The 26,511-nt window shown below is 63.1% G+C and carries 22 protein-coding genes and 2 pseudogenes; 6 read left to right on the plus strand and 18 right to left on the minus strand.

The window, feature by feature from the left end; translation table 11 throughout:
- Nucleotides 1-10: 10 nt before the first annotated feature.
- The 11 genes from trxA to VXM69_RS10145 all read right to left on the minus strand — a co-directional run bounded on the left by trxA (nt 11) and on the right by VXM69_RS10145 (nt 12,024).
- Nucleotides 11-1,234: a thioredoxin gene (trxA, locus tag VXM69_RS10095; protein ID WP_367188527.1), complete on the minus strand. Its 1,224-nt coding sequence runs from the start codon at nt 1,232-1,234 to the stop codon at nt 11-13.
- 79 nt (nt 1,235-1,313) lie between these two features.
- A complete protein-coding gene (locus tag VXM69_RS10100; protein ID WP_124608783.1) occupies nt 1,314-3,095 on the minus strand; it encodes an ABC transporter ATP-binding protein/permease in 1,782 nt (593 codons plus the stop codon).
- Complete coding sequence (locus VXM69_RS10105) at nt 3,092-3,514, minus strand: biopolymer transporter ExbD (protein ID WP_080287816.1); 423 nt, start codon at nt 3,512-3,514, stop codon at nt 3,092-3,094. The genes VXM69_RS10100 and VXM69_RS10105 overlap by 4 nt, the downstream gene beginning before the upstream one ends.
- Nucleotides 3,515-3,527: 13 nt before the next feature.
- Nucleotides 3,528-4,262: a MotA/TolQ/ExbB proton channel family protein gene (locus VXM69_RS10110; protein WP_367188528.1), complete on the minus strand. Its 735-nt coding sequence runs from the start codon at nt 4,260-4,262 to the stop codon at nt 3,528-3,530.
- A gap of 22 nt (nt 4,263-4,284) precedes the next feature.
- Nucleotides 4,285-5,031, minus strand: a complete 747-nt coding sequence (locus tag VXM69_RS10115) for an energy transducer TonB (RefSeq protein WP_238594131.1) — start codon at nt 5,029-5,031, stop codon at nt 4,285-4,287.
- Between the two features lie 31 nt (nt 5,032-5,062).
- A complete protein-coding gene (locus VXM69_RS10120; RefSeq protein ID WP_167361913.1) occupies nt 5,063-7,411 on the minus strand; it encodes a TonB-dependent receptor in 2,349 nt (782 codons plus the stop codon).
- Between the two features lie 352 nt (nt 7,412-7,763).
- Nucleotides 7,764-8,225, minus strand: coding sequence for an Lrp/AsnC family transcriptional regulator (locus tag VXM69_RS10125; RefSeq protein WP_034188004.1), 462 nt, complete (start codon nt 8,223-8,225; stop codon nt 7,764-7,766).
- Between the two features lie 135 nt (nt 8,226-8,360).
- Complete coding sequence (locus VXM69_RS10130) at nt 8,361-9,335, minus strand: DUF4880 domain-containing protein (protein ID WP_059556675.1); 975 nt, start codon at nt 9,333-9,335, stop codon at nt 8,361-8,363.
- The gene (locus VXM69_RS10135) at nt 9,317-9,868 is read right to left on the minus strand and encodes a sigma-70 family RNA polymerase sigma factor (RefSeq protein ID WP_034187960.1); all 552 of its coding nucleotides are present in this window, start codon (nt 9,866-9,868) and stop codon (nt 9,317-9,319) included. Before VXM69_RS10135 ends, VXM69_RS10130 begins: the two co-directional genes overlap by 19 nt.
- 433 nt (nt 9,869-10,301) lie before the next feature.
- A complete protein-coding gene (locus tag VXM69_RS10140; RefSeq protein ID WP_367188529.1) occupies nt 10,302-11,183 on the minus strand; it encodes a type 1 glutamine amidotransferase domain-containing protein in 882 nt (293 codons plus the stop codon).
- Nucleotides 11,184-11,214: 31 nt separating this feature from the next.
- Complete coding sequence (locus tag VXM69_RS10145; RefSeq protein WP_059556676.1) at nt 11,215-12,024, minus strand: SDR family oxidoreductase; 810 nt, start codon at nt 12,022-12,024, stop codon at nt 11,215-11,217.
- Between the two features lie 508 nt (nt 12,025-12,532).
- Here VXM69_RS10145 and VXM69_RS10150 point away from each other — a divergent pair.
- A complete protein-coding gene (locus VXM69_RS10150) occupies nt 12,533-13,480 on the plus strand; it encodes a GlxA family transcriptional regulator (protein ID WP_367188530.1) in 948 nt (315 codons plus the stop codon).
- 104 nt (nt 13,481-13,584) lie between these two features.
- On the opposite strand, the gene VXM69_RS10155 is transcribed toward VXM69_RS10150, so the two are convergent.
- Together VXM69_RS10155 and VXM69_RS10160 are read right to left on the minus strand one after the other, a co-directional pair.
- Nucleotides 13,585-13,980, minus strand: coding sequence for a hypothetical protein (locus tag VXM69_RS10155; protein ID WP_034188006.1), 396 nt, complete (start codon nt 13,978-13,980; stop codon nt 13,585-13,587).
- Nucleotides 13,981-14,113: 133 nt separating this feature from the next.
- The gene (locus VXM69_RS10160; protein ID WP_367188531.1) at nt 14,114-15,022 is read right to left on the minus strand and encodes a LysR family transcriptional regulator; all 909 of its coding nucleotides are present in this window, start codon (nt 15,020-15,022) and stop codon (nt 14,114-14,116) included.
- Between the two features lie 99 nt (nt 15,023-15,121).
- On the opposite strand from VXM69_RS10160, the gene VXM69_RS10165 reads away from it, so the two are divergent.
- Nucleotides 15,122-15,514 carry a tautomerase family protein gene (locus tag VXM69_RS10165; RefSeq protein ID WP_034187964.1) on the plus strand — a complete coding sequence of 131 codons (393 nt, stop codon included), beginning with the start codon at nt 15,122-15,124 and terminating at the stop codon, nt 15,512-15,514.
- A 509-nt stretch (nt 15,515-16,023) separates the two neighbouring features.
- Nucleotides 16,024-17,208, plus strand: coding sequence for a diguanylate cyclase (locus VXM69_RS10170; protein ID WP_059556722.1), 1,185 nt, complete (start codon nt 16,024-16,026; stop codon nt 17,206-17,208).
- Nucleotides 17,209-17,725: 517 nt separating this feature from the next.
- Here the strand turns inward: VXM69_RS10170 and VXM69_RS10175 are convergent.
- The 5 genes and pseudogenes from VXM69_RS10175 to VXM69_RS10195 all read right to left on the minus strand — a co-directional run.
- Nucleotides 17,726-18,637, minus strand: a complete 912-nt coding sequence (locus VXM69_RS10175; RefSeq protein WP_367188532.1) for an alpha/beta hydrolase family protein — start codon at nt 18,635-18,637, stop codon at nt 17,726-17,728.
- A gap of 195 nt (nt 18,638-18,832) precedes the next feature.
- Nucleotides 18,833-19,045 (minus strand): annotated as a pseudogene (locus tag VXM69_RS10180) (methyl-accepting chemotaxis protein); the annotation flags it as partial.
- Nucleotides 19,046-19,659: 614 nt separating this feature from the next.
- On the minus strand, nt 19,660-19,920 hold the full coding sequence (locus VXM69_RS10185; protein ID WP_034187966.1) for a GlsB/YeaQ/YmgE family stress response membrane protein: 261 nt from the start codon (nt 19,918-19,920) through the stop codon (nt 19,660-19,662).
- Between the two features lie 6 nt (nt 19,921-19,926).
- Nucleotides 19,927-20,604, minus strand: coding sequence for a YfdX family protein (locus tag VXM69_RS10190; protein WP_367188533.1), 678 nt, complete (start codon nt 20,602-20,604; stop codon nt 19,927-19,929).
- Nucleotides 20,605-20,926: 322 nt separating this feature from the next.
- A pseudogene (locus tag VXM69_RS10195) lies at nt 20,927-21,104 on the minus strand (IS3 family transposase); the annotation flags it as partial.
- 456 nt (nt 21,105-21,560) lie between these two features.
- On the opposite strand from VXM69_RS10195, the gene VXM69_RS10200 reads away from it, so the two are divergent.
- From VXM69_RS10200 to VXM69_RS10210, 3 genes are all read left to right on the plus strand, one after another.
- Nucleotides 21,561-23,060 (plus strand): sensor histidine kinase, encoded by a 1,500-nt coding sequence (locus VXM69_RS10200; RefSeq protein WP_367188534.1) that lies wholly within the window; start codon nt 21,561-21,563, stop codon nt 23,058-23,060.
- A complete protein-coding gene (locus tag VXM69_RS10205) occupies nt 23,042-24,421 on the plus strand; it encodes a sigma-54 dependent transcriptional regulator (RefSeq protein ID WP_124608775.1) in 1,380 nt (459 codons plus the stop codon). Before VXM69_RS10200 ends, VXM69_RS10205 begins: the two co-directional genes overlap by 19 nt.
- A gap of 331 nt (nt 24,422-24,752) precedes the next feature.
- A complete protein-coding gene (locus VXM69_RS10210; RefSeq protein WP_069704620.1) occupies nt 24,753-26,483 on the plus strand; it encodes a methyl-accepting chemotaxis protein in 1,731 nt (576 codons plus the stop codon).
- The last annotated feature ends 28 nt before the right edge of the window (nt 26,484-26,511 follow it).

The following is a 26,511-nucleotide window of genomic DNA, read 5'->3' on the forward strand; positions in this document are numbered from 1 at the left end:
GTCGAATGCGTCAGGTGGTCTGCCCGGTGAGCGCGATCAGCATGTCGCCGATCGCGCTGCCCCGCTCGGCCGCGGCAAGATGGCCGTCCTCGTAATAAGACAGGAAACGCCCCACGAGTTGAGGATCGACCTCCGCCACCCGCTCCATCAGCGCGCTGCCCCGCGGCGGCTCGACGCCGGCGTCGATTGCCTGCTTGAAGACCCCTTCCGCCAATTGATTCAAGCGCGCATCGTCCTGCGCGCCCCAGTTGCATTTGACCTGAAGCCATTTCCGCACGGAGCTGCAAAGTGAAAAGACGAATTCCTTCAAGACGTCCGGATTCCGGGCCAACGACGACGAAGCGGCCTCCAGCACCTCGGCGGCCACGGCAGCACTCCCGTCGCCGAGTTCGGCCGCCGCCGCCCTGGATGCCTGTCGGACGTCCGCCCAGTTCGCGTCCGCCACAGGAGCGCCGTCCGTTTCCGCCGCGTGCAGCGAAACCAGCTCGTCACGAATCGCCAGCAACCTCGATTCTCCCTCCAGCGTGTCCGAGACGATCCGGCTCGACAGGATCGACACCAGCAGCCGGCCGGGCAGCGTCGAGAGATTCGCGCCGACCGGCACGCTTTCCAGCCAGTCCGCCACGAACAGCGCCGCCTTGAAATGGGTGCCTCGATAGCTCGACAGGACCGTCACCGCCTCGACCACATCGGTCGGCATGCCCAACACGGATGCGCACTCGTCCGGATCATGCGAGTCGGCGACGAATTCCAGTGCGCCGCTGATCTTGTCCGGCCACATGGGGGTGTCCAGCGCGGCTTGCTTGTGATCCAGATAATCGCGCAACCGTGCGATGCGCGCCGCTTTCACCTGCGGATCACCGCCGAACGCGCGAAGCGTCACTTCGGGCCTGGCCAGCTGCGTGACGGTTCCCAGGTGCGCATCGAGATAACTCGCCAGTTGCGTGGCCGACCGGGGGCCCACGATGCGGCCCGCCTCGTGGCCGCCGTTCATGAGCACCAGGGCGGGAATGCCACGCACACCGAAACGCTCGCGCAAGGACGGATGCTCGTCGACGTTGACCTTGACGATGTCGACCTTGCCGTCGAAGTTCCGCGCCACCTTCTCGAGCGTCGGCGCCAGCGCCTTGCACGGCCCGCACCATTCGGCCCAGAAGTCGACCAGCACCGGACGGCTGTTCATCATCACGTCGGCCTCGAAGCTCGCGGCGGTCACACTTTTCAAATCGCTCATTTCACGTTCCTGTCCATCAGTTCGGTTTTGTCGGAGCTTGCCCCCGGTGAGGTGCAAGCGTCCTGACGGGATCACGGTGTCATGCCGGGCAGGCAGACGAAGCCGGGCCGGTCAGGCCGGCCGCGACCGCGGATGCCCGTTCCGGCGAAAAGTCGAGGGTCTGCTGATGAAAGGCCAGCAATGCCTGTCGATGCGCGACGCTGAGGATCGTGGCCTGAGGTAGCCGGTCGATCAGCAGTTGGTAGAGCGTTCGCTCGCTCTCGGTGTCGAGCGCCGACGTGCATTCATCGAGAAATATCGTGGTCGGGCGGGCCAGCAACACGCGTGCGAACGCCACCCGCTGCTGCTCTCCGCCGGAAAGCCGGTCGCTCCAGCGATCGGCGTCCAGCATCGATGCAACGTGCGCATCGAGGCCGCATGCGCGCAGGACGTCCGCGCATTGGCCGTCGGTGTACGTCGATTCCTCGTGCGGATACGCGATCGCCGCCTTCAACGTGCCGACGGGAATGTAGCTGCGCTGCGGAACGAACATCGTTCCTTCGGCACCGCAGGTGACGATGCCCTCGCCGTAGGGCCAGAGGCCCGCGAGCGCTCTGAGCAGCGTGCTTTTCCCGCTTCCGGAGCGCCCGCGGATCAGACAGCGCGAACCGGGTGCGAGCGAGAAGTCGGGCACGCGGGCAATCTCCGCGCCGGCTGCGTCGCGCAGAACCAACCCGTGGGCGCCTACGGCTCCGCGCTCGCCGGCGGTCAACACGACGTTTCCCCGCGAATCCAGCGCGTTCACGTAGAGAAATTCCCGAAGCCGGTTCGCTTCGGCGCGCCACGCGGTGAATCCCAGATAGGCCTGCGGAAAGAACGCCAGGGAACTGGACACGGAACTGAATGCTGCGTTCGATTGCATCAGCCCGCCCAGCGTCAGCCCCCCCGTTATCAGTTGCGGCAATACCAGCAACGTGGGCACCACGGGCACCACCGAGCTGAATTGCCCGACGATGTTGGTAAACAGCGAGACCCGCGTGTTGACCCAAAGCAGCGCATAAAGATTCGAAACGACCTGGCGAAAAGCCCCGTTCAATCGCTTGCCTTCCGCGCCGCTTCCATCGAAGAAGGCGATCTGCTCGGCGAATTCGCGCACCCGCACCATCAGCACGCGGAAGTCGCCCTCCACGCGGTTCTGCTTGGCATTGAGGGTGATCAAGCGTCGGCCGAGCAGGTGCGTGGCCCAGAAAAACAGGCCTTGATAGAGAAAGACGGCATAGACCAGGTATCCGTGGATGCTGTACGTGTGTCCACCGATATCGAGATCCAGGGAATGGCCGATCGACCACAGGATCACGCTGAAGCTCACGATGCTCACCGGCACCTGAAGCACGCCCATCGACAGCTGCAAGGTGTCCTTGACGAACTGCTTCGCATCCTCCGCGATACGCTGATCGATGTTCTCGAGCGCGCGGTCGCGCTCGATGCGGTAGTAGGTATGGCGGGCCAGCCACTGATCGGCCAGCCAGGTCGTCAGCCATCGCCGCCAGCGAATCTCGACGATCGATTGCATCACCACCGTGGACACCGTCAGCGCGGCGGCGGCCATGGACACCAGCAGGAACTGCAACAGCAGGTTCGGCAGCGCCTGAAACCTCCCGGATCCCACGGCGTCGTAGAACGTGCCGGTCCATCGGTTGAGCCACACGGCGATATAGGTGTGGCTCCAGCCCGCCCCAAGCACGTAGGCGAGCATCAATGCCGACAGCATGCCCTCCCTGGTGGTCCAGTACGGCGTGATCAACTTCCAGACGGAAGGAAAGTGACGCCTGGCATCCCGATCCTCGGCGCGATCCGTCGGGAATGCCCGATTCCTGATCATTGCTGGCCCTTGTCCGGTTGCATGACGAAATTGATCTTGTTCAGCCCGCCGCCCTGCAGCGCCGCGAGTATCGCGGCGACCTTCCCGTATTCGACGTGCTCGTCGGCATTGATGTTGACGGCCGGTGGATCGCCCTGCTTCGACGCCGCCTCGACACGCAGCTTCAGCGCCGCGTCGTCGACCACATCCTTGTTCCACAGCACGGTCTTGTCAGCCGTGATCGACAGGTCGATGTCCTGCGTTTTCGACTGGGCGGGCTGAGCCGCGGCCTTGGGCAGATCGACCTTCACCGCCTTGTTGATGACCGGCAGCGTCACGATGAAAATGATCAGCAAAACCAACATGACGTCGATCAATGGCGTCATGTTGATGTCGTTCATCACGCCTTCGTCGTTGTTGCCATCCATGAGAATCGACACGATAGGCTCCCGGTCAGGCGGCGGCGTTGACGCGCTTGCTCGTCGTCGGCGCCGCGGGCACCGGGCGAACGTCGCAGCGGGCCTTGGCGCCCGTCACGAAGTACACGTGCAACTCGTGCACGAACCGGTTCAGCCGATGGCTCACCCGCTTGTTGCCTCGATTGACGTAGTTGAATCCGAGCACGGCGGGGATCGCCACGAACAGGCCGATCGCCGTCATGATCAGCGACTCGCCGACCGGGCCCGCGACATGATCGAGGCTGGCCTGTCCCGACACGCCGATGGCCATCAGCGCGTGATAGATGCCCCACACGGTCCCGAACAGGCCGACGAACGGCGCGGTACTGCCGATCGACCCGAGAATGGCCAGGCCGTTCTGCAGGCGGGCAACCTCGTCGTCGAACGCGTTGCGCAGGCCGCGCGCCACCCATTCGCTGCTGCTGAGGCTGCCTTGCAGCGACGCGTCGCCGCCGGCCTGCTGGTCGTTCGCCTCGCGGCCGGCAAGGGCCACGGCGCGATACGGATTGTCGGTGCCGTCGCCCAGCGCCTCGATGCCGTCATCGAGCGACGGCGTGGACCAGAAGCGCGTCTGCGCACGCTTGCCCATGACCTCGAGACGTCGATTCGCCAGGCCCTTGGTCACGATGACGAACCACGACACGATCGACATGCCGAGAAGAAAGACGAAGATGAACCGGGTGATGAAGTCGCCCTGCTGCCAGACGTTGGCGATGCCGTACTGTTCCATTTTTTGCTCCGTAGATTCCAGGTCAATCATTCAGGTTGAAGGCGATCGGCTGCTCGGCCTCTACGGCACGGGCAATACCGGCGGTCGTGTAGGGCTGGCAATGGCCGGCTTCGATCGCCGCCAGCGCGGCCGCATCCAGCAGCGGGTAGCCGCTGCTTTGCGCAACCCGCGCCGTCTTCACCACACCGTCCACGCCGATGTTCAGCCTCACCACCACCGTGCCTTGCTGCTCCAGCCGCCGGGCCTTCGGCGGATAGTCCGGCCGCGGGATACGGCAACCGAGCTGCTTGAGCTCCGCGCTGCTGATCTGCTTCGGGCTATCGAGCAGTTGGGGGCCCGGCGCGGGTGCGGGCGGTGTCGCAGCGGAGGGCGCGACCGCGCTGGGCACCGGTACCGGCGGCGCCGGCTCGACCGGTTTGACGGGCTCGGTCTTGGCTGGCGCGACGGTCCGGGCAGCAGGAGCCTCCGAGGAAAGCAAGGGTGCCGTCTTCCGCACCACGGGCTTTTCGACGGGCTTGGGTTCCGGCTTCCGCTGAGGCTCCTGCTTGGGCTTCGGTTCCGGCCGCGCGACGGGCTCGGGTGTCGGCGCGGCAACGAGCCTGACCTGAACCGACGCACCGGAGGCCCGGTCGGCCTCCAGCCTGATCAGGTCCACGCTGCGATGAACGATCAGATACAGCCCCAGTGCGTGCGCCAGCACGACCGCGCCCCCGATCGCCGCGCGCCGCCATCGCGCCCGCGAATGAGTGATGCGCTCAGGATTCGACATGCCGCCGCTCCACGGCCGAGTCTCGAGGGTGTCAGAAATCATAGGTACCGGTGAGCATGACGGTCCGCTCCGGTCCCATCGGGATCAAGGAGGGCGTCGTGCTGCTGTAGTAGAGCTTGCGATTGAATACGTTCTTGACCGAAAGATTCAGGCCGTAACCCTTCTTCCGATAGAACACGCCGAGATCCGTCTCCACCTGGCTGGGGATGCGATACGCCGAGCCCGTGCCGATGTACTGCCCGCTCGCGAAGAACAACCCCGCGCCGACACCGAAACCCTGGAGCTTCTCGGAGCGGAAGTTGTAGGTCGCCCACAGGCTGGCGCTGTTCTTGGGCAGGTTCACCGCCAGCTTGCTGTTCGGCGGCTGCACGAAGTCGTTGTACGTGTAGCTACCGATCAGGTTGACGCCGGGAAGCGGCTGGCCGCTGATCTCCGCTTCGAATCCGCGACTCACGGCGCCGCCGGCGGGAAGATAGAAGCCGCGATGGGCCGGGTCGGCAACGTTGTAATTGCTGAACGAGGTGCGGTAAGCCGAGGTCGTGATGGCCAGCTTGTCGTCCAGCAGGTTGAACTTCATGCCCACTTCGACCTGCTGGCTGGTTTGCGGGGGGAGCACGCCGCCGCCGAATTCAAGCGCCGTGCCCGGCTGAAAGCCACGGTTGTAGCTGGCGTAGGCGGCAACCTCGGACGTCAGTTCGTAGAGCAGGCCGAGGCTCGGGCTATACGCATTCTGATGGTTTCCCGGGGGTGGGTTACCGGCGTAGGTCGCATGTGTCAGATAGGTATCCCGGCGCACGGACGCGAGTGCATGGAAATTCTTGTAGGAGAACTGATCTTGTAGATACAAGCCGGTTTGGGTGAAGTAGGTAGTCCCATTCGGCATCAGGTTTCCCGTGTCGGACGACGGAAGCGTAAATGAGCCGAAGACATTCGGAATGGAAATGAATTTCGATGTCGTGGTGTCAAACTGATGCTGGCTGTAGCGAAGAACGTCCCAGCCAGCAATCACCGTATTTTTCGCAGCGCCGACATTGAACTTGGCGCGCAGGTAGTTCTGGAAGCTCCAACTGTAGAAATCCGAGAGCGAATCGAAATTGTGGAACAACACGCCGTTGGTCGCCGAGAGCGGCGTGGCCGTGGTCCAGGCTTGCTGCGTTTGTTGGGTCCGCGTATAGGAACCCTTGCTCACGAAGGTCAGCGCCGAGCCGAGCTTTTGTTCGAGATGAATGAAAATATTGTCCGTTTGCGCGCCGAAATGGTCGGACGGCGTGCCAAGCGGCTTGTCGATATAGTTTCGATAGATATCGCCGGCAGCATGGCCGAGCGTGAACTGGGGAACCGGCTCGCGGTAGACCGTGCGCTCATAGCCGACCGTCACATCCGTGGTCGAGTCCTTCCATTGCACAGTCGGCGCAAAGTAGAAATTTCTCTTGCCGTCATATCCCATCGAATTCTGGCCGACCCGTTCACCCGAGATGATGAAGCGATACCGGAGTTTCTTGTCGGCGGTGATCGCGCCCGTGCTGTCCAGCGCGATCTGGGTGTCGCCGTACGATCCGTAGCCCACCTGGATTTCATGAAACGGATCGGCCTGCGGCGTCTTCTTGACGAGATTGATGACGCCTCCCGGCGGACTGTTGCCATTCACGATGGCCGAGGGTCCCTTGACCACTTCCACGCTCGAGATGGCGATCGTCGGCGTAACGTTAGGGGCCGTCCCGACAGTCGACAATCCATCCGACGTGAGGTTTTGCGCTACAAACCCGCGAATCGTGTAATTCGGCACGCCCAGCGGCCCCGGCCGCGTGACGACACCGGAAGCATTCCTCAGCACATCGGAGAGCGACTGAGCACCCTGGCTCTGGATCACCGCGGCATTGATGACGCTGACCGATTTCGGCGTCTCGCTCAGCGGCACATCCGAGCGCGCATAGGTGGAGGACGATTCCGCGACGAAGCCGGTACCGCCTGAATCCCGGCTGGCCGCCACGCTGATGAGGGGCAAGGTGGTGTCCACCTGCGCCGTGGTCGCCGCGGCTGCGGCTGCGGCAGCGGCCGGCGCCGACGAAACCCCCTTGGCATCCGCCTTGACGTGAGCCAGCGTATAACCGCCGTTCGCCGTCGGAACCAGGTCGAGGCCCGTGCCCTGCAACGCCTTGCGGATCGCGGCCTCGGCCGAATACGTGCCGTCCACCGGCGCCGATTTGAGCGACTGCACCAATGACGCGTCATAGCTCAACGGAAGCTGCGCGACCCGGGCGATCTCCACCAACGTGCGATCCAGCGGACCGCTCGGCAGATGATAGGTGTGTTGTTCCGCCTGCTGCGCATACGCCGCGGACACCATGAAAGTCTGGGCAACCGCCATTGCGATCGCCATTGCCGCAACGTTGCGGGCCATACCCTTGCCGTCGAACTTGATCCCCACGATGCACCCATCCCTAGTCGGTTGTATTTCGGCAAAACGCCTGTCTTGTCCCACACGATCGAGAAGTCAGGAAGCAGCGGCCAACCGCAACGGCATGCCTTCCCCCTTCACTCCCGGCTTCGCTCGAGGCCGCCGGCCCCGGCAGGCTTGCCGGCTCCTCATCCACATGAAAAAGTCTAGCGATCCTGCCCGGAATACTTTTTTGAAAGAATTCGTCGTTCGCGCCATTTCCGGTTTTTTATTCCCACCGACCGCGCCGTCCTTGAAAATTCAATCCAGCAGGCGGAATCCGCAGACAAGAAAATCAGCAAACGTAATCGAGGGGCAACCTCGTCGTATGCTTGATGGTCTCCATCGAGAAACTCGAACTCACATCGAAAATTTCCAGCTCGCTGATCAAGCGCTTGTACACGCCGTCATACCCGGCAATGTGCGGAACGACCACCTTCAGCAGGTAGTCGATATGACCGCTCATGCGGTACACCTCGATCACCTCGGGGATGTCGGCGACCACGTCGCAGAAGCGTTTGAGCCAGGCCGCGGTATGCTGCGCAGTCCTGATTTCGACGAGCACGGTCACGCCGACATTGAGCTTGTCGGCGTCGAGCAGGGCAACCCGGCGGGCGATGACGCCGTCCTGCTCGAGCTTCTGTATGCGGCGCCAGCAAGGCGTCGTCGACAAATGCACGCGATCGGCGATTTCCGCCACTGAAAGCGTGCTGTCCTCTTGCAGGACTGTCAGGATGGCCTTGTCGATATGGTCGATCACAGTTCCCCCCTTCGGGACAAGGTAAGCGTCGCAGGCATTCGGACGCCTTCATTCACCTTGTGCAACGAAGCGGGAAAAGTGACACCGGGAAAGAAAAATTTTTTTCGCGCCCCGGCTGAACGGGGCGCGGCGTCAAGCCTCGGAGGCGACGGCCAGAACCTTGCCATACACGGCCAGGGAGAGTCCCAGGCCGTTGGCGAGCTGGTGCAGCGCCGCCTCGGCGTCGTTGAGCGGGAACACGCCGCTGACCCGGCGAGCGAGCGCGGCCTGCGGAAACCGGATATAGCCGCCGTAGTAGCGGCCCAGCGTCTCGAGGATGTCAGGCAGCGGCCGATCCAGGACGACGAGCGTGCCGCGGCTCCAGGCGAAGATGTCGGCGGCCGTCTCCGGCATGCGGGCAATGCGCCCCGGCGATAGCGACCAGACCGAACCATCGGCGATGCGGACGCTACCGCCGCGTGGCGTCGCAAGGGTTGCATCGCCGCCCTGCACCGCGACCACGGTGTGATAACGCAATGCATCGACGCTCAGGCGGGCGCGGCTCGTGATTGCCGTCCCGTCCCGCGTCCTCACGGCGAACGGCGAGCGGTTCGTCGTGGCGGGACTCGACAGGATCTGGCCGGACGCAAGATAGACGTCGCCGCGCGCGCCGTCCCGCGTCCAATAAACACGCGCCGATGCCCCGAGGACGATCGGCGTTCCGTCTTTCAGCGCCACGGCCTGCGGCGTCAGATCGCCATTGTGATAATCGGCGTCGAGCGAATAGGCCCGGACCAGTTCTCGTGTCCCGATCGCGGCCAGCGCCAGCGCGCCCACCCCGGCGCCCGCCTTCAACATGCGGCGCCGCGCACGGGACGGCTCGTTCAGCGCGCTTCGCACCGCCGAGCCGGGCGCGTTCCGCAGCGACGCAAACCGTGCCAGCCCCTCCTGGAGCCGTATCCACGCCGCTTCGTGCGCGGGATCGGCGCGGCGCCATGCCTCGAAGCCATCGCGATCCTGCTGCGTGGCGTCCTCGGCACGCAACCGGACCTCCCACTGAATGGCTTCCTCCGCGCACGAATCGACCGTGCCGGCGCCGCGCGCGGCATTCAACTGATCAGAAAGCATCGGGTAAGCGCCTGGGCGATGTATTTGCGAACCATGCTTGTCGAAACGCCGAGTCGAGCGGCAATCTCGGAATAAGTGAGGCCGTCGATCTGGCTGTAGATAAAGGCACTTCTCGCTTTCGGAGGCAATCCATCGAGCGCCTGATCGATCAGGAACAATGCCTGGGAAATCTCGACGATCGATTCGGCGGACGGCGCGAGGGGTTCCTCGGCATTGAGGAGCGCCTCATGATACGCGCGCTCGAGATCCCGGCGGCGCCACATCTCGAAGGTGAGACGCTGGGCGATGACGGTCAGCCACGCTCGAGGCTCGCGAATACCCGGCGGGTCATCGACGCCGGCAAGCGCCTCGAACGACGACGACGCCAGATCCTCGGCATCGGCCGGCGATCCGACACGCCGCATCAGCTTCGCCTTCAGCCATCCGTAGCTGGCCCGAAACTCGTTGGCGAGCCAAACCGAGCGGGAACGAGCCGACTCGTCGTCGCTCCTTTCCAGTTTGTCGAGAGGCTGTGCTGCCGGGCCAGTGCTCATGTACCAATTTCCAAAGCGATGGCGCGATGGGCGTGCACTGCAGGATGCCAATCATCTGCCGAAATGCAACGTCATGCCCCGCTAGATCGGTGTCGTAGTATGCCATTTCAAAATCGCCGCGTGCCGGCGCGATATCAATCCAGAACCCTGATGTCCGGGGCAGTCGTCCTTGACGCCGGGACGGCAAGGACGCCCCGATCACGTCGCCGAGCCGCAGGCCGCCCCGAATCATGCGCGCTCGACCGGCTGCGAGATATCGCTGCGGCGATTCGCCCGTGGATCCGTCGGAACATGACGACGCGCGCGCTGGCGCCGCGATACCCGAGATCCATCGCCACCGGCTCGCCTGCGTCAAATGCCGCCCATTGCCCGATCCATGTCGAGTCGGCAGCGAAGTCGAAGCGGCCGGGCGCAACATGCCCGGCCGCTGCCGTCACGGACGAACTCCGTTCGCGCGCGCCGTCAGTTTCGCCACGAGGACGTCGCCGAACTCCGGCGCCGACATCGGCTGCTGCCCCGTGATCAGCTCGCGATCGACGATGACATTGCCGTGCCAGTTCGCCACCGTATCGACGTGGGCGCCGGCTTCGGCCAGCGCGTTCACCGGATAGAACGGCACGTTGCCGCCAAGCCCGTTCGGCCCCTCGAGCTGCTGCTCCTCGCCCGTCGAGAAGACCGTCATCCGGTAACCGGCATACGGCCAGCCGGCCGCGAAGGCATTCGCCTTGCCGTCGTTGGCGGTCATCGATGCAACGAAGGCATCCGGATCGTGCAGCGTCGACAACAACACGATCGGCCCGTGACAGATGATCCCGGTGGGACGGCCGCTGTCATGGAAGCCGACCAGGATCTTGCCGAGATTCCGATCCTTGAGCAGGTCGACCATCGGCGCATGGCCGCCGGGGATAAACAGGCCGACATAACCGTCGGTCCCCTCGGAGACGACGGACGCGAGCGTCTTCGGATGCTTCAGTTGCGCGATACCCTGCGCGTATTTCAGTGCATCCGCGCGCGCGGCATCGTCTCCGCCGAAAAACAGCTTGTTGTTCGAGTTCGCGTCCATCACCGGCATGTCGCCATTCGGATTGGCGATCACCGGCTCGTAGCCCGCCTCGACGAGCTTGCGGTACGGCACGACGAATTCGTTGAGGTAATAACCGGTCGAATATGTCTTGCCGTCGCGCAGATCGAGCGCGTGAGCGCTCGACATGACAACCAGCACCTTGCCGCGCGACTGCGCCGACGCGCCCACCGGCAATGCAAACGCGGCCGACGTGGCGAGTACGGCAGCACCGATCTTGAGGATGTTCATCATCAAACCCTTCCGAAAAAATGAGTGAGCCGGTTCAAGCGCCGGCCTTGGCATCCGCCGCGTAGCGCGGAGCGGCCTTGGCGTTCGCGAATTTCGGCGTGAGTGCGCGGCGGGCCGCTTCCCATTGCGTCCAGCCGTCGCCGTCATGCAGCGTCGGGATCGTCACGAGCTCGCCCTGATCGAGGCCCGCGAGCGCGGCATCCACCAGGTCGTCGGCCGTCATCGTGCTGGCCGCCTCCTTCTGCTTCGCGTAGCCGGCCACATCCCAGAACTCGGTCGCCGTCGCCGCGGGCAGCACCGTCTGCACGCGCACGCCCTTGTCCGCCAGGTCGCGTTGAAGGGCGTGACCAAAGCTCAGCACGTACGACTTCGACGCGCTGTACACGCCGTTGAGCAGTTCGACCGCAATGCCAACGACGGAGCCGATGTTGACGATGGTGCCCGTGCCCTTGCCGGCGAACACCGGGGCGACGGCGTAAGTCAGGCGGGTGAGCGCGGTGATGTTCAGATTGATCATCGACTCCATCGTGTCGACGTCGCCGTTGAGAATCGACGCGACCGAGCCAATTCCCGCGTTGTTCACCAGCATCGTGATGCTGCTGTCCTCGCGCAGAATGCCTTCGATCTTCGCGAGCGCGGCCTTGTCGTTCAGATCGGCGGCAACGGTCTCGACCGAGCGGCCGGTTTCGGCCGTAAGGCGGCCCGCCAGCGTATTCAGACGATCCTGATTACGCGCCACCAGAATGAGGTCGTAGCCGCGTTTGGCGAGGCGGTCCGCGTAAATGGCGCCGATGCCGGCCGATGCGCCGGTGATCAGCGCGGTGCCTTTCGTGGAAGTGCTCATGTCTGTTCCTTTCCGTGGATTGAGCCGACCGGATGTCGGTTCGTGGAATGAATTCTGGTTTCGACCACGCTCTCCCTCAATGTCATAGATGCAATGATTTCTGCCATCCGTGCATTGACCGGAAACCTTGCGGATTCGTCCTTTGCAAGTGACGCCCGGTTACTCAAAATCGGCCCTGCAGGGGGTGCCGCGCGGTGCCTTGCCCCCTCCGAAGACGGCCGACAGGACGACCCTGGAAAAAGACAGCGGGAAAACCGGTGAAGATAGGCATCCTGATTGAATCGAGGCCACACGAAACGCGCGTCGCGCGATGCCCGAAACGGTCGCGCAGTCCGTTGCGCCACGCCATCGGGTGGCGCCTCGACGACATCGACGGGCATGCCGGCGAAAGCGCGGCAGCCCCGGATCGGGCCGCGCACAAGGTCATGGGTGACGCGCCACCGCAGCCCGCGGCGATGTCCGTTTTATGCTAGATTCAAATAATCAGGCCATCCACCTGGCGGACGTCATGCACACCGTAGGACTCGTTGTTTACCCAAATTTCCAGTCGCTCGCGCTCGCGGTGGCGAGCGTGTTCGAGTACGCGAATCTGCTCCGCGGCGAGGCGGTGTACCAGTTCCGGATCGTGTCCGAGCACGGCGGAGCGGTCGTGTCGTCGCAGGGGTTTTCGGTCAACACCGAGCCACTGGCCAACGACGGCTATGACACGCTGATCGTCGCCGGCGACAACGAATGCCGGCTTCCGTCGGCGACGCTGGTGGACTTCCTGCGTCGCGCGCCCTTCCACTCGCGGCGCATTGCGTCGATATGCACGGGCGCCTTCGTCCTCGCGGCCGCCGGCCTCCTCGACGGGAAACGGGCCACGACGCACTGGTATCACGCGCGGGATTTCAGGAAGCAGTATCTGGACGTGCAGCTCGACGAAGACCGCATCTTCGTCGTGGACGGCCAGGTCTGGACTTCGGCCGGAATGAGCGCCGGGGTGGATCTCGCGCTCGCGATCGTCGAAAGCGACTTCGGGCTGGAAACGGCGCGCATGGTCGCGCGCAAGCTCGTGCTGTACCAACGGCGCGGCGGCGGGCAGTCGCAATTCTCGACGTTGCTGGAACTGGACGCGCGATCGGACCGCGTGCGAATGGCGCTGACCTATGCGAGCGAAAACCTGGCGAGCGATCTGTCGGTGGAACGACTGGCGGAGGCGGCACGTTTGAGCCCGCGCCAATTCAGCCGCGTGTTCCGGGAGGAGACGGGGCAATCCCCCGCCAAGGCGGTCGAGCGGCTGCGCGTCGAGGCCGCGCGCCTGATGATGGAAACGACGCGCCACCCGATCGAAATCATTGCGAGAGAAACCGGATTCGGCGACCGCGAGCGCATGCGCCAGGCGTTTCTGCGCGCGTTCGGGCAACCCCCGCAGACCATCCAGCGAGCCTCGGGAGTCGCGCCGCTCGTGAACTAGGACTTGTTGAACCAATAGGCGAGGTTTGCGCGGTCTTGCCTGCCCAAACCCTGAGCGCCGACCACCGGCAGGCCTGCAGGCAGCCAGCCGTGCAAGCGGACGATCTATTGCTCGCCGGGGCCCCACTCCGGGCTGTAACCGCCCAGCGCCGGGTGGTACATCTCGTCGCCGGAATGCTGCGTGAATTCGACATTGAGCCGGTCCTCACGCAGGCCGAGAATCTCCACGCAGTGCGCGCAAAGCGCCTGCGCCACTTCCATGCGCTGCTCGGGCGGGCGCCCCCGCCGGATATCCAGCATCATCACGGCGACCGGGACCGGCGCTTTGCCCGCCTCGGCAATGCGCCAGACACCGCCTTGCCCCAGTTCCCGGATCGCGACGCTGATACGCCGAATATCGACCGACATCATCCGCGCATAGGTCTCGCTCATTCTGGCGGCGAGCAATTGCTTGGCTTCCACCGAATAGTGGTCGTTCACGTCCAGTTGCAGATAGGGCATGGTGGTCAGGATTCCAGGTGATTGATCGAACTCGTGCGGCATCGGCCTGTGCGTAGGCTGCCAGCCGATTCTGGCACCCGGCTCGCCGCCCTCGCCATGTCGGATAAGCAATGATTCCGGACACAGCGCGTCGCTACTGCCCAATGGCCTGTTGCTCGAAGGAGGCCGCCACCGACTCCGCGAGCACGTCGACCGCGCGCCGCAGATTGCCTAGCGCGCGCGGAAACACGAGCCACACGTCCAGCGCCAGCGCAAAGCCGCCGACCTCGACGACGCTGAGCTGCGAACGCCACGGGCTCGCGCGCAACACGTCCGTCGGCACGAGGCCAAGCCCGAGCCCGCTGGCCACGAGCCTGAGTTGCATGTCGGTTCCATAGGTGTCGATGCTCAATCGAAAGCGCTGCCCCCGATTGGCCATCGCACGCTCGAGCGCGGCGCGATAGCCGCAGCCGTCAGGGTTGAGTATCCACCCGTGGGCGGACAGCGCTTCCACCGTCGCGCGCGCATCGACGACCGGCTTCGACGCGCTCTGCACCACCTTCACATCGAATCTCGTGACGAGGCTGCAGCCGAAGTCCTCCGGCAGCGAAGCCCCCGCCGGCAACATCAGCAACGCGACGTCGGGCGATCCGTTTTCGACCATGCGCTGCAAACCGACGCTCCAGTCGGTAAGCAACCTCACGTCCAGCGCAGGAAACCGCGCCTTCATGGTCATGACGGCGTCGAACAGCACGATATCCGCGACGGCCTGCGGCAAGCCGAAGCGCAGCGTCCCCGACGGCGGAGAATCTTCCCGGGCAATGTCGTGAAGCTGGTTCAACGCGCGCAGAACCGGCACGGCCTGTTCGTAGACCCGGCTGGCAAGCGCCGTCGGCCGCGGCGGCTTGGCGTTTCTGTCGAACAACGTGGCGCCCAGCCCCTCCTCGAGCCGCTGTATGCGCTTCGATATCGTCGATTGCGACACGCACAGCTGATCGGCCGCGCGGGTCAGCGAAGCCGCGTCGACTACCGCGATGAACGATTTCAGTTCTTCAATCATCATTCCGATTCGTCAACATTTCAATGAAAAACATTCGTTTGTGGAAACTTGTGCACTAGCCTACTCTCAACCGCAATCGCACACCAGTCCACGGAGAATGAAATGCCCCTCGTACGAATCAATCTGTCGAAAGACGCATCGCCCGAAGTCGTCAAGGCTGTCAGCGACACGGTCTACGAAGCGATGACCACGGTCGCCAACGTCCCGGAGAACGACAAGTTCCAGATCATTTCGCGCCATGCGCCGGACGAGCTCGTCTATCCGGCCGACGGATATCTGGGCGTGACTTACACGTCCGGCATCGTGTTTATCCAGGTCACCTGGAACGCGGGGCGCACGATCGACGTGAAGAAGGCCTTCTACCGCGCCGTTGCGGACGGCATCCACGCGAAGGCCGGCGTGCGCAAGGAAGATGTGTGGATCAGCCTCGTTGACGTCGCGCGCGAAGACTGGTCGTTCGGCAACGGCGAGATGCAATACGCGCCGAAGGCGTAACTCCGCCGCCCCAACTCCTGCGTCACTCGCGCCATCGGACGGTCGGTCACGATGCGCTTTGCCGACATCACGCCGAGCGGCCAGCCGACCGTGTCGCCGGTATCGGCGGCGACACGGCCTACTGGCCGGAGCACGGCCGGGTGTGCCGGGGATAGGGTCGAACCGGGCGTGATCACCGGCAACGCCAGCGCGATGGTTTCGCCGTTCCCTCCTCGATCGAGACGAACCCAATTCCCGGCCATCGAATCGAAACGTCATCCCCGAAAGCGAATCCAACCCGTTTCAGGATCAGTCAAGCAGCCTGGCGGCACAAATTTGACTCAACGTTCTGTTGGCTGCGCCGCAAAGTACTGCGATTGAACTTGCAAGAACAGGAGGCCAGAACAGTTTTTGAAACGTAAGGATCGCCATTTCCCCGTCTATTCTCAAGAATTGTTAGTATCTGCCGTTATTGCAGGTTTGTCGGCAACCTCTTCCTCGTCGTGGCGGCGACGTGCTTTATAACGACGATGAAAGTCGATCTTGCTACCCTCTACCTTTTAGCGATCGGAACCTTGTTGGCCAGTTCCGCCATGACATATTGGGAGCACGTATCGCATCCCAAGCGCAGCAACGAACTGCGAATGCTGGCGGCCGGCTATGCGACGCTAGGGGTCGGTTGCGCGGTGGCTGCGTTTCGGCTTGAACTGCTGGGCTCCGCTGGCGCTGCTATAAGCAATCTCGTGATTCTGGGCGGCTATCTCCTGGTTTTGCACGCTGTGGCGATGTTCAACGGCCGGCGGCATCTCGCAAGCTCGATCGGTCTGCTTCTCCTGATGGGGCTTACATGGGCGGCGGCCGGTGCGCGCTGGCAGGCCGCAGTATGGCTCTATGCCAGCGCGATACCCATCGCGCTCGTTTCCGCAATGACAACCCTCGAACTGACACGACGTGACGCGATGCCGGCCGTTCAATCTCGACGCGTCGCTGTGGCGGTGACGGGAATCCATGCATTGTTCTACGCTGCCAGAGCCATTGTCCTGCCATGGCTGGTCTCGATTTTTGGGACGCAAGCATTGTCAATTTCGAGCAAAATCACGATGTACGAGGGTGTCCTCTATTCCGTCATTTTGCCGATGACGCTACTCCGGCTCACCCGGGAGGAAGTTCATGGCGAACTCCTGCAAGAGTCCCGTACGGATTACTTGACCCGCCTGGGAAATCGCAGGCTGTTTTTTGAAGAGGGAGAGCGAGTGATCGACGATTGCGCAATACGTCGACGCCCCGTCACGCTCCTTGCGTTTGATCTCGACCACTTCAAGAGAATTAACGATCGCTATGGTCACAAGGCCGGCGACGAGGTATTGAGGTCGTTCGCGAGCGTGGTTCGCGCCAGTACCGACGCGAATACGATTCTGGCGCGCATCGGCGGTGAAGAATTTGCTGCCCTGCTGCCTGACCACGATAGCCATCGCGCGAAAACAGTCGGAGAAATCATTGCGAGCCAGTTTGCCAGGATGGTTCACAGCGCCGACGGTCATCGAATTCAAGCAACCGTCAGCATTGGCCTGGCGACATCGAATTCGGAGATGATTGCACTCACCGATCTGCTCGCAGCTGCAGATCAAGCACTATATCTGGCCAAGTCCCAAGGTGGCAGTCAGCTGGTTCATCACGCCCGAGGACAAGAGCGCGACGAGACCGCACGTGCGTAGCATCGCGAATAAGTCAACTGTGAGCGATCGATAAACGACGCCCCTCGGTCATCAAACGTGCAAGAACGCTCTAATAGCTTTCGCCTCTCATTCTGACTGACCAGGAGCAGTGACATGCGTTGGATAGTGCCTCTCGTACTGGCGATCGTATGTACGCGTTCCGCGCTGGCTGATCCGGCCGCTTTTAACGCAGGGGTAATCCGGCTCTGCCGCTTTCAATCCGGTGATCTTTTACCCTACGCGTGAGCGTGAGGTTCCGTGGCAAGCGGGCCCGGTCACCGTTGAGGCGACGCGTGATGCTTCGCCTGTCCCGGATGGCCGCTTCCCCGTTGTATTGATTTCACATGGACGAGGCGGCGGTCCCCTCAGCCACCGTGAATGGGCCAAGGCAACGGAATCGGCCGTGGCTACTAGTCGACTTTGAAGATAGACACTACTGCTTTCAGGCTTTCCGCTTGGTCGGCCATCGACCACGCCGCGTTGCTTCCCTGGAGCAGGTCAGCTCAGTCTGGATGACTTATAGATTTGCGCGTAGGAAGTCCACGACCTCATGGTCGATCTGGCGATGAATCTCCACACGATCGATCCCGGGCGCATCCTGACAGATCAGTGCCGCACTGGCTGCGACCGAGGCCGGACAAGGATCAATGAAAACGAAGTGGTTGCCTGGCACGATGTGGACTGCGGGCGGTGTGGGCAAGCCTGACACAACTCCAAGAGCGTTTCTCGCAGAACCAAGATAGCTGTCGTCCCGCGGTCGATAGAGCATCGTCGGTACGCGCACGGCGGACAAGCCAGATGCTTCAAACATCATCGCCAGCGGATCCATGAGCACCAAGGCCTTCAGGCGGCGATCAACGGGCGGTTGCCAAGCTACCAGGTCAGCGGGTACGGCCGCTTTGCCTTGGGTGCCGTGCGCACCATTGCTGGTTGCTGGACGCGGACACGATCCCGGATCATCGTGATCTGCGCAGTACGCACCGGCATACGCAAAATCGGGTTTCGCTCCGGCCAGAATCAGCGCAGTGTAGCCACCGGCTGAGTATCCGATCATGCCAATTCGGCCGACATCGGCGCTCGCGGAAAACCGTGGATCCGCGAGGACTGCATTGAGCGCGGCCTCTGCCTGCCGGGGGCGATCAATCAGAATCTGGGCTTGGGACGGCGCGCGGGGATAGCCTGAAGCGTCCCCAACGTGCGTCGGCAAGACGACGATAAATCCGGCGCGAGCCAGAGTTGTGGCCAATTCACGGTGGCTGAAGGGACCGCCGCCTCGTCCATGTGAAATCAATACAACGGGGAAACGGCCATCCGGTACAGGCAAAGCATCGCGCGTCGCCTCAACAGTGAACGGGCCCGCTTGCCACGGAACCTCGCGCTCACGCGTAGGGTAAAAGATCACCGTGTTGAAAGGGGCAGCTTCGTTCACCCCCGTGAGCCGGATTATCCCTGCGTTAAAAGCGGCCGGATCAGCCAGCGCGGAACACGGACATACGATCGCCAGTACGAGAGGCACTATCCAACGCATGTCACTACTCCCCTGGTCAGCCAGAATGAGAGGCGAAGGATATCAGAGCGTTCTTACACGTTTGATGACCGAGGGGCGTCGTTTATCGATCGCTTGCGATCGGACGATCTCCTCCATTGTCGCTCCAGCGTTCGAAACCGGATTTGAACCCGCAGCGACGTGAGATACCGATGTTCCGATGAGCTCGTTGATTTCCTTCGCCGCTACCGCACTTCGTTGTGCCAAGGTTTGGACTTCACCTGCGACAACCGCGACGCCTCGTCCCTGCTCATCCGCACGCGCCGCGTCGACCGCTGCGTTGAGCGCAAGGAATGCGGTCGGCTTCCTGTGCCATATCTTGCTGAGCAGTGAGCAACGCCAGATTCCGGATGGCGATTGCGCGATCCTGTATTGATGAGCATAGTGGGTTTGCCAACCGTGCTTCCGTATTGCTTACTCGCGTAATAGCGTCAAGTTGATGGTTCAATTGCCACAGTCCGTAAAACGCGGTCACGGCTATTGCCACCGGTAGGACCGTCAATAACCCGAATCCGATAGTCAGGCGGCTAGATCCTTACCTATTTCTCATAGAGGTTCCCGAGGCGATGATGAATGGTCCATACAAGTTGTTTACGAAAAAATGCAAACTTGCGGAAGGGAACTCGTGATCGACGGCATTGGGAACCCCGTGCTCCATCGCGCGGGACCGTCATCGTCGATCTGCGTGCGGCTCCGGACGCGCGATCCCGATGCCGCGGGGCGCACAGCAGAAAATGCCGGAGCCCCCTCTACAAACGCCGCGCGCGTACTTTTAGGGGGGGAACTTGAAGGCGCATGCAGGATTCTCGCCCTGTAACATCCTCAGTTGCCTGACGATCGTCGGTTGCAGCGCGGCGCGCGACGACAATCGGTGTATCGAGCGTATCAGCCGCTTGCGCGCCAGACTAGGTCTTGCGCAATTGACGCATTGCGGCGAGTGCGACGAGCGCACCCGCCGTGGAGGTGACAATGTCGAGAAACACGCTGTTGGCTACCGATAAATCTAGGACATGAGCAATACCTGAGACCACGCATGCGCCCATGACGCCCAGAACGATATCGCGAATGATCTGGTACGGGCGTCCACGCCAGACCACCCCGGCAAAGCAGCCTGACGCACCGCCGATGAGAATCCACGTCAGCAGGCTATGGGAGGTATCGCTCACGATGGTTTATCCGCGGGTGGCCGGCACGGCATTAATATCGAGTTGATCGAAGCGCTGGCTGTCCTGCACGTGGTGCAGGACGACACCTGCTTCGTAATACTTGCCCGCGTTCAGCAGTGCCGACGCCTGATCGATACGCTCGGCGGTTTGGTCGAGTGGAACGACGTCGACGGTATAGGCGACATTGACGTCAGCAAGTTTCAGCGCCTTTATCGCCCCTTCGCGGTCCCCCTTCTTCAAGGCCGCGTTGGCGTTGGCGACTGCCTTGGCCTTGACCGGCTGGGCGGTAAAGTCATCCAGTACGGTCATGTCACCGCCGACCGGCAGCCATGCCGTAACCTGATTGCTCGTAGCCGTGTTGGCGTGTGCACCGGCGGCGTCGCTCAGCGTCGATTCGGCCTTCATGAAGGCCGAGTTGTCGGACTTCGCCGCCTGCATGGCCGTCTTGGCGTCGGCCAGCAGATGGGTGGCCGCCTCAGGATGGCCGTCGAAGAGCGCAGATCGGGCAATCATGACATCAATCATGGCCCGATTCCCGGCATGCGACAGTTTCGTGAAATCCTGGTTGACGGCCTTTGCCTGGGTGACGGCCGCGACCGCATAGCCGGCAGGCACAGTACCGCAGACCAGCAATGCGACCGACATCACGCAGAAGGCTACTTTCTTTCTGTTCAGGGTGGACATGTCGAATTCTCCTTCTCTGATCGTTGTTGTTCCCGTAGGGCGGACTGGACATCACGCAGTTGCATCATTCACGCGCCCTGAACACAAGATACGAAGGCGGACTTAAAAGAAACTTAACCCTGGCGGTCAACACGAGATTTCACCACCCCATCTGGCGCGCAGTGGGAAGCCTCTCGATGGAAATCAACACATGAGTTGATTCGGATTCCGCAGAATGGAGGGCTTCATGTCCCGGTGGATGCGCGGAGCATGTTCCATCCTGACGAGACCTTTACCGAGGCCGGCCTGAAAAAATGGAACCGACAGACTCCCTCGTCCCATTAACGTTGCGCTCCACGGCCTTCAGCCGTTCGCGTTCGTCAGTGGTCACGCCATCACGCTCGCCATGATCGACCTGGTTTGCCCAATGCGAGCGGCGTCTGCGCCGTACAGCCCATCATCGGCGCCATTGACTCGACCGCCGCTCGCGTCGACGAATGTTCGCTACGCTGCTCGCGCAAACTTGCCGAGGTGGGACTTCCACACGCGCGGCGTGCCGGTGCGGACGCGAGACCGCATTGCTTTTTATTGATCGCGCACATACGCAAACGATTGCGCACAGGACGAAAATAAAACGTTTCTGTACCATTCAGATAATAAGGATCACTTCCGGATACGACCACGAACCGGCCTGACACATTGATTTCACAGCCGGAACGTGTCGCATTTCAGAAGCTGTTGTCTGACAAAACCTGCCAATCGAGCGATGCGAGCGCGTGCGTACCGCATACATCGCATGCTTCAAACAAGAATGGCCCGCCACATCGTCCCCACGGCCACCCCATTATTCTCGACCGAACGTCGACGCAGACGCGAACGCGATTGCCCTGCATTGTGCAGACCATTTCCATGAGCACCGACGTAGCACCGTTCCAAGCAAGACCATGCCGCTAGTCAGACCGAGGTTTTCAACGCAATTGTCGCTACTCAGGGCACTTGCTGCGGCGTTGTGCGCATCGCTGGTCGCAATCGTCTGGTTAATGGCCAGTTGCACCGAAGGCCACCGGATCGCATCCGCCAGGCAGCGCGCGAGCGACGCGTGCGACGCGATTGCTTCCCACTACACGCTGTCGTTACCTCACGCGACGGAGCCGAGCGTTCAACTGTTGCGCGACGTACTCAACGCGGCCCTTGCCGCATCCGCGGGTATCGAAGGTGGCTTCTGGCACGCTGGCGCGTTGCATTCCGCGCCGTCGGCGAATGCGCCCGAGCGTGCCGGTGGATTTCTGGCTTACGCGTTTCCGTCGTACCCCGGCAGCGGCATCAAGCGCGACATTCCGGAAGCGGAAACGCCGCTGATCCTGAGCGCGCTCTCGGCAGCGTCCACCGGCGTGCACTCCGCCGCCGAAATAGCGGGAAGGCACCACGACGCAGTCATCGCGATCGCGTGCCCCGTGAACGGACATGCCGGGCTCTATGCATGGACCCTTGTGCGTGCGCAATCGATGTTGGTCCGTCAGGGCGACGCCATCGTAGCAACGTTTGCCGTCGTTCTGGCGCTTCTGTTCGCCGTTTCCCTGTATCTCGCCTTCGCACTGCGCGCATGGCGCGACAAACTCGTGCGGCTCGACACGGCGCTCTCGAACGACGACGCCGATTCCGCCGGCAGCATCCCCTGCCCGGGCGAGCCGGAACTGGATCGGATCGCGCATGCATTCAACCGCTGTACTGCGCGTACCCGCAATGCTCGCGAACACGCGAGCGAACTGGAAATACGCCTCGCGCAAGCACATCGTGTCGCGCTGCTCGGCACACTGGCCGCCGAGGTTGCGCATGAAATTCGCAATCCGGCTGGCGCGATGCGATTGAAAGCCGAGAACGCGCTGGCCGGCGATGCCTGCCGGCAGCAATCGGCGCTGCGCTCGATACTCGGCCAGATCGAGCGCATCGAAATCCAGGTGTCCAGGCTCCTGGCGCTCACCCAGCCCGTTACGCCGCGCCTGGAGCCGGTCGATCCGGCCACGTGGCTTTCGGAAAGCGTGCAGACACACGACGAGCTCGCGCGCGGCAAGAATGTCGCGCTGACGGTGGCCTGCAATATGCCGACGGCCTCCACCAGCGACACGACCGATCGCCCCGTATTCGACCCTGCCCAGATGCGTCGTGCGCTCGACAATCTGATCGTCAATTCGCTGGCGCACGTTCGCCCGGGCGGCAAGGTTCACGTCGAGGCCAGCCGCCGCGCTTCACCATGCGGCGCACGCTTCGTGCTCGAAGTCGCCGACGACGGCCCCGGCGTTGCCGAAGCCGAGCGCGCGCGCATCTTCGAGCCCTTCGTCAGCGCGCGGCCCGGCGGCTGCGGGCTCGGTCTCACCCTGGTTCGAGAGATCGCAGCGTCGCACGGCGGCAACGCCTGTCACGCCGCCACCCCTACTACTTGCTTTGTCATCGATATCCCATGGCGACCATCCTGCTGATCGACGACGACGATGCCTTCTGCGAAGGATTGTCTGAAACGCTGACCGATCTGGGTCACGAAACCCTATGCGCCGGCACGGGCGAGCACGCGCTCGCCCGCGTCGACCGAGGTCTGCAACCCGCCTGCATATTCCTCGACATCCGGTTGCCCGACATGGACGGCATTGCCGTGCTCGCGAAACTGCGGCGCGTCCCTCGACTCGCGACGGTCCCCGTCGTGGTACTGACCGCCTATGCCCGTAGCGGCAACACGATCGCCGCCATGCGCCTCGGCGCATTCGACCACCTGACGAAGCCGGTCGGCCGCGACGATATCGCGAGCCTGCTCGAGCGGATCTTCGCGGCCCATCCTCTGTCCGATGCCGCTCCCCATGCGCAGGCGAACGTCGACGCGTTCGACGAACCTGCCGGTGCGGAGCCGCGCTTGCTCGGCATCAGCGCGGCGATGCGCGAAGTACAGAAATGTATCGGCCGCGCGGCAGCGTCGGACGCGACCGTTCTCATCACCGGGGAAACGGGAACCGGCAAGGAAGTCGCGGCCAGGGTGCTCCACGTCGAGTCGTCGCGTAGCGCCGGCCCGTTCGTTGCCGTGAATTGCGCGGCGATTCCTCATGAGCTGCTCGAAAGCGAGCTTTTCGGCCATTGCAAAGGTGCCTTCACGGGCGCCACGGCCGCCCGGACCGGCCGAATCGTCGAAGCCGATGGCGGCACGCTTTTTCTGGATGAGGTCGGCGACATGGCGACCTCCATGCAAGCCAAGCTGCTGCGGGTGCTGCAGGAACAGCAAGTCACCCCACTCGGCGTCAACCGGTCCATTTCGGTGAACGTCCGCGTGATTGCGGCAACCCATCGGGACCTGCGGACCATGGTCGCGAACGGAACGTTTCGCGAAGACCTGCTTTACCGACTCAACGTCATCCCCATTCATCTGCCGCCGCTGCGCGAGCGGCTGGCCGACATCCTGCCGCTCGCCGTCCATTTTCTCGACACGACGTCGGCCTCGACTACGACGAAGCGGCTGTCCGTGCAGGCGGAGCGCCGCCTGATCGCGTATGCGTGGCCGGGCAACGTACGCGAACTGCGCAACGCGATCGCGCGCGTGAATGCGCTCGCGCCCGGCGCCGTCGTCACCGGATGCGATCTCGCGTTCCTCGACGAACCGGGTGTTCCTTCGCGCGACGCGCTGCTGCCTGCCGCGATGCTCAATCGTCCGCTGTCGGAAGCACTCGCCGCCGTCGAGCGCGAGATGATCCTGCGCACGCTCGGACTCACCGGCGACAATCGCGCGGAAGCAGCGAAGCGGCTCGGCATCAGCCGCCAGTCGCTGTACACGCGCATGGCACACCTCGACATCGGCTAGCGTCGGATTGCCGGACACGCGTGTCCGGATGCGTTGACAGTCTCGCTGCCGCGCTGCCCGCAAAGCCTTGTCCGACAGTCCCCTTTATGTGGCACACCGCTTGCATGTATTGCCCGGAGCGATCTCGCGGATCGCACCGGGCAGGCGGCGCTCATCCTTCGCGAAACAGCACGCGAAGACATCGAAGCCGGTACCGGTCCCTGCGTGATCGTGATTTCAACGACGGGACGCGGATGAGCGTCGACGCATGTCGATGCCTTCCCGACCCGACGTTCATAACAAGCACAACGACAACCGCTCGACCAGGGCAAACGACAGGGGAAGACTAAACATGAGCTTCGGACAATTGACCGTGCGAGCGAAACTCGCGCTGACCTTCGGCATGATGGCCGCGCTGGTGGTTCTGGTTTCGGTGATCGCACTCGGTGCGCTCGGGGATGCGAACGACAGTTTCGCCAACTACGTCGACGGTGCGCGTGCGCGCGCGGAATTGACCGAAAAAGTTCGTGCGGCGGTACTTCGTCGCGCGGTCGCCGTCCGTAATCTGGTGCTCGTGACGAAGCCCGACGATATCGAAACCGAACGCGTTGCGATGACGCAGGCGCACGACGAAGTGCAGGCACGGCTTCGCCAGCTGAACGAAGCCATCGCCACCAACCCCGACGTGACGGCGAAAGGCCGCGCGCTGGTGGCCGAGATCAACCGCATCGAGTCGCGATATGGCCCGGTGGCCGTCGCGATCGGCGACGCTGCGTTGCACGGCCAGCGAGACCAGGCGATCGCGATGATCGACGATCAATGCCGGCCGCTACTGAAGGAACTCGTCGCAGCAGCCGACACCTACGCCGGCTTCGCAAGCAATCGGGCGGCCGAAAGCAAGCAGGCGTCCGCGCAACAGTACGACAGACACCGCGCGCTGCTGATCGGCATCTGTCTCGCCGCCGTCGCCGCCGCCGTCGTTGCGGCGCTCCTGATCACGCGCAGCATCACGCGCGCGCTCGGCGCGGAACCCGGCGCCCTGAGCGACATCACACGCCGCGTCGCGGCGGGCGACCTCGGCACCGTGGACGGCGCCGCGGTCGCGCCGCAGGGCAGCGTCCTGGCATCGATGGGCGAGATGCAGGCGAGCCTCGTCCGGCTGATCGGGCAAGTCCGTACCGCCGCGGACAGCATCGCGACGGGATCCAGCCAGATCGCGTCAGGCAACCAGGACCTGTCGTCCCGCACGGAGCAACAGGCGGCGTCGCTGCAGGAGACGGCATCGAGCATGGAACAGCTCACCGCTACCGTGCGTCAGAACGCGGAGAGCGCGCAACAGGCGAGCGCCCTGGCCAACGGTGCGTCGGACGTCGCGCACAAAGGCAGCGCGGTGGTGAGCCAGGTCGTGGAAACCATGACCGACATCAGCGACAGCTCGTCGAAGATAGCCGAGATCACCGGGATCATCGAGGGCATCGCGTTCCAGACCAACATTCTCGCGCTGAACGCCGCCGTGGAAGCTGCCCGCGCGGGCGAACAGGGTCGCGGCTTCGCCGTCGTGGCGAGCGAAGTGAGAAGCCTCGCGCAGCGTTCATCGAGTGCAGCCAAGGAAATCAAGGCGTTGATCGGCGCATCCGTCCAGAAGATTCGGGACGGCTCGCGTTTTGCCGACGATGCGGGCCATACGATGGCCGACGTGACGAAGGCCGTGGCACGCGTGACAGACATCATGGGTGAAATCGCCGCGGCGTCCTCCGAACAAAGTCGCGGGATCGAACAGGTCAACATCGCGATCACGCAGATGGACGAAGTCACGCAACAGAACGCGGCACTGGTGGAAGAAGCGGCGGCCGCGTCGAAGTCGCTCGAAGATCAGGGCCATCGATTGACCGAGGCCGTCTCGTTCTTCCGTGTCGGGTCCGTGGATAGCCATGCCTACGACCAGCCGGCGACGCGCCGGGGTGCGGCCACCACGGCGGCCGTGTCACGGCCGGTGCGACCGGGCCGCACGCCCGTGACGGAGGCAAGCGCGCCGTCACCCCGTGCCGCGATGGACGCGGCAGCAGACTGGACCGCCTTTTGATACGGCACGAACCATCCATTTTCTGGAG

It is taken from the genome of Burkholderia sp. Ed8 (genome assembly GCF_040761425.1).
Lineage (GTDB): Bacteria > Pseudomonadota > Gammaproteobacteria > Burkholderiales > Burkholderiaceae > Burkholderia > Burkholderia seminalis.